This window comes from Streptococcus sp. 2154 (assembly GCF_013277255.1).
GTDB classification, from domain to species: Bacteria; Bacillota; Bacilli; order Lactobacillales; family Streptococcaceae; genus Streptococcus; species Streptococcus pseudopneumoniae.
This window is the reverse complement of record NZ_VMMK01000056.1, coordinates 1-4,552: the sequence shown is the minus strand read 5'-3', so window position 1 is coordinate 4,552 and position 4,552 is coordinate 1. Positions and strand designations below refer to the sequence as shown.

The following is a 4,552-nucleotide window of genomic DNA, read 5'->3' as shown; positions in this document are numbered from 1 at the left end:
GTAGCAGCTAAAGAAGGTGCAAGTCAAGCAGAAGTTGAGAAAGCTAAGAATGACTTAGTTGCGGCAGCGGCAGCCTTGAATGGACAAGCAACAAGTAAAGATGAGTTGAAAGCTGAAATTGCGAAAGAAGATGCAACAAAAGCTGACGCCAAGTACACGAATGCAGACCAAGCTAAGCGTACTGCCTACGACGAAGCTCTTAAAGCGGCAAAAGCTGTAGATGCTAAGCCAGATGCAAGTCAAGCAGAAGTTGAGAAAGCTAAGAATGACTTAGTTGCAGCAGCGGCAGCCTTGAATGGACAAGCAACAAGTAAAGATGAGTCAAAAGACGAAACTTCAACAAAACCTGAAAATTCTGGTAATGCAACAACAGAGAGCGGACAAACAGAACCAGAACAACCAAAAGGAAATTCAACTGAGGATGTTTCAACCGAATCAAACACAGCCAATTCAAATGGAAACGAAGAAATTAAACAAGAAAATGAAGTAGAACCTGATAAAAAAGTAGAAGTTCAAGAGAAAACAATAGAACTAAGAAGTGTTTCTGATGTGGAGCTCTATAGTTATGAAGGAGATCGGTCAAAACAGCATACAAGCTTGGATAAAGTACCAGATAATAAATCTGCTTATTTCATTAAGGTGAAATCAGCTAAATTTAAAGATGTACTACTTCCAGTTTCAAATATTGAGGACACTATAAAGGACGGTAAAGCAGTCTATAAAATTACAGCTAGCTTGGAACACTTGAAGCAATCTGTAGACAATCAATATCAAGACAATTTTACTTATTATCTTCCAAAAGTTGTTCAAAACGATGGCCCTATCTACACATCATTTAAAAAATTAATAACTGATATGAATAGTAGACCAAGTGGAACATTCACACTTGGTGCAACAATGAATGCTCGCGAGTTTGAGTTAAATGAAAACCAAGAAAGTTATGTTACAAATAACTTTACAGGGAAATTGATTGGTAGTCATCAAGGTAAACATTATGCTATCTATAATTTGAAAAAGCCGTTATTTAATACATTAAATAATGCTACTATTCAGGATCTCACCTTGAAAGATGTCAATATTTCTGGTAAGAATCATGTCGCATCAGTTGCTAAGGAAGCCACAAATTCTTCAACTTTAGATAACGTTCACGTAAATGGAATCATTGCTGGTGAGCTAGGTATCGGAGGACTTGTCCAAAAAGTTGATAATTCTACAGTAAGAAATAGTAGCTTCACTGGAAGAATAACAAATACCTTTGTTACAACCTCTCAGTATGCAATTGGTGGCTTAGTAGGACAATTAACTGGATCTAATTCTGTAGTAGACCATTCTATTTCAACAGTAACCATTTCAAGTAATGCAGAATATTCTAACCAAACCATTGGTGGAATTGCAGGTATCGTAGAAAATAATGCAACTGTAAAAAATAGTTATACTGAAGGTGAAATAAATAATGCTAAACCATTCGCTAGAGTTGGTGGAGTTGCAGGTTCCCTATGGACGCAAGAAGGTGGAACAGATGATAATACCGGCCACTTGAATAATGTTCTCAGCGATATGAATATTACAAATGGGAATGCGATTTCTGGTTACCACTTCAATAATATAAAGGAAACAAATGTCTATAGTAATAAAGAAAACAAAGTAGTCAATGTTCAACAAGTTGATGATGAGGTGATGTCAGTTGATTCCACTGTAGAACGTGGTACTGAGATTGAAAAAACAGCAGTTCAAGCTAAGAAAGAGAAGATTACTAAAAAACACACTGTCACAGTGGAAGATTTCACAAATTCTGCTAAACAGGATGTAGATTATACCAAGGCAGCTCATTATCAGGAGACAAGAAAAGTTGCATATAAAAATATAGAAAAATTATTACCTTTCTATAATAGAGACACCATTGTGAAATATGGAAATCAATTATCAACTGATCATAACCTGTATAAGAAAGAACTGTTATCTGTTGTCCCTATGAAAAATGAGGAAGTAGTCTCAGATATCACTTCAAACAAGAATTCTATCAACCATTTATTACTACATTACAACGATGGAACATCTGAGAAAGTAAACATAACCTACCATAATGACTTTGCAAATCTGGCTGAGTATACTATTGGAAGTACAGGTCTAGTATACACACCAAATGCTTTCCTAAAAGATTACACATCTATAATAGACAGAGTTAAAAACGACTTAAATACAGTACAGTATAATCCAACTGCTCTTAAGAATTTGTTAGGAATCTCTGATAATATTAAATTAACAGAACTCTATCTAGATGAGCAATTCACTAAGACAAAAGATCACTTGACTGAGACTCTTAAAAAATTGCTTTCAGCTGATGCTGCTGTTTCTGGAAATAATAGTGCTATTGACAATTACATTGTTGATAAAATCAAGCGAAACAAAGAAGCCTTGATGCTAGGATTAACCTATCTAGAACGCTGGTATGATTTCAAATTTGATAAGGCTAGCGCAAAAGATTTGCTTATGTTCCATATGGATTTCTTTGGTAAGGGAAATACCTCTCCTCTTGATACGATTATTGAACTAGGTAAATCTGGCTACAACAATCTCTTGGCAAAAAATAATGTGGTTACTTACAATGCCTTGCTGACGAATAACTACGGTACAAAAGACCTGTTTAGTGCTTTAGAAGGCTATCGTAAAGCATTTGCACCTACTCAAACTAACAATGACTGGTTTAAATCACAGACCAAGGCTTATATCGTTGAAGAAAAATCTAATATTCCAGAAGTGAGGGCTAACCAGGAAAAAGCTGGTAGCAAGTACTCTATCGGTGTCTATGATCGAATCACTAGCGACAGCTGGAAATACCGTAACATGGTACTGCCTCTACTTACCTTGCCAGAAAAATCAGTCTTTGTTATCTCGACTATCTCTAGTCTAGGATTTGGTGCTTATGATCGTTATCGCAATAGTGACTATAAGGCTGGTGATAAGCTCAATAAGTTTGTTGAAAAGAGTGCTCACGAAACAGCAGAGCGTCAACGAGATCACTATGATTATTGGTATCGTATTCTAGATGAAAAAGGGCGTGAAAAGCTTTATCGAAATATCTTGCTTTATGATGCCTATAAATTTGGAAATGATAATACTGAAGGAAAGGCTAAAAAAGTAGCAGATTTTGATGATCCAAATCCTGCTATGAAACATTTCTTTGGACCTGTTGGAAATAAAGTCGGTCATAATGAACACGGTGCTTACGCCACAGGTGATGCCGTTTATTATATGGGGTATCGTATGTTGGATAAGGATGGAGCTATCACTTATACGCATGAAATGACGCACGATTCAGATCAGGACATTTATCTAGGTGGATATGGCAGAAGAAGTGGACTGGGACCAGAGTTCTTCGCCAAAGGATTGCTACAAGCGCCAGACCATCCAGATGATGCGACCATTACCATTAACTCAATCTTGAAACATTCAAAATCTGATAGTACAGAAGGACAACGATTACAAATACTCGATCCAACTACGAGATTTAAAGACGCAACAGATCTTCAGAACTACGTCCACAATATGTTCGATGTTATTTATATGCTAGAATATCTTGAAGGTAAATCTATCACAGAGAAACTTACTGATTATCAGAAAATGGAAGCTCTTAGAAAAATTGAGAACAAGTATGTAGAAGATCGTGAAGATGGAAATAAGGTTTACGCAACAAATGTAGTCAAAGATTTGACAGTAGAAGATGCTAAAAAACTGACAAGCTTTGAGAGTTTGATTGATAATAACATCCTTTCAGCTCGTGAATACAAGTCTAAAGAATACGAAAGAAATGGCTACTTCACTATTAAGTTATTTGCACCAATTTATGCAGCATTAAGTAGTAATATAGGAACACCAGGTGACCTGATGGGACGTCGTATAGCCTATGAACTACTAGCTGCTAAAGGCTTTAAAGATGGTATGGTACCATATATCTCAAACCAATACGAAGAAGAAGCCAAACAAAATGGTAAAAAGATAACTATTTATGGTAAAGAACGCGGATTGGTGACAGATGACTTGGTTTTGAAAAAGGTATTTAACGGTCAATATAAAACTTGGACAGAATTCAAGAAAGCTATGTACAAAGAACGCCAAGATAAGTTTGGACAATTAAATACAGTGTCATTTAAGGATCCATCAATTCCTTGGTATATTCGCGGAACAAAAACTATCAATAGCGTGACTGAATTACAGAAATTAATGGATGAAGCTGTTCGTAAGGATGCAGAAGATAATCGTTATTCTTGGTATAACTATAATCCAGAATATGATAGTGCGGTTCATAAGTTGAAGAGAGCAATCTTTAAAGCCTATCTTGACCAAACCGATGATTTTAGAAGTTCAATTTTTGAGAATAAAAAATAGTGTTTACTATTAGGAAATAAAAATTGAATGTAGAGAATTAGAATTGTCATTATTAAAAAAGATAAATTTTCCATTCGGAAAATAAAATGTATTGTTGGTTCGGTGTTACTCGGAAGTGTCTTGGTTGCACCGTAACCGTCCAATAGCGAAGTATATTGAAAAATCT

At 35.7% G+C, this 4,552-nt stretch carries 1 protein-coding gene; it reads left to right on the top strand.

The genetic code is table 11. The features are described from left to right. Positions 1–4,386 (top strand): ZmpA/ZmpB/ZmpC family metallo-endopeptidase (locus tag HT693_RS09590; RefSeq protein ID WP_172925133.1); only part of this gene is annotated, 4,386 nt, incomplete at its 5' end. Positions 4,387–4,552 lie beyond the last annotated feature (166 nt).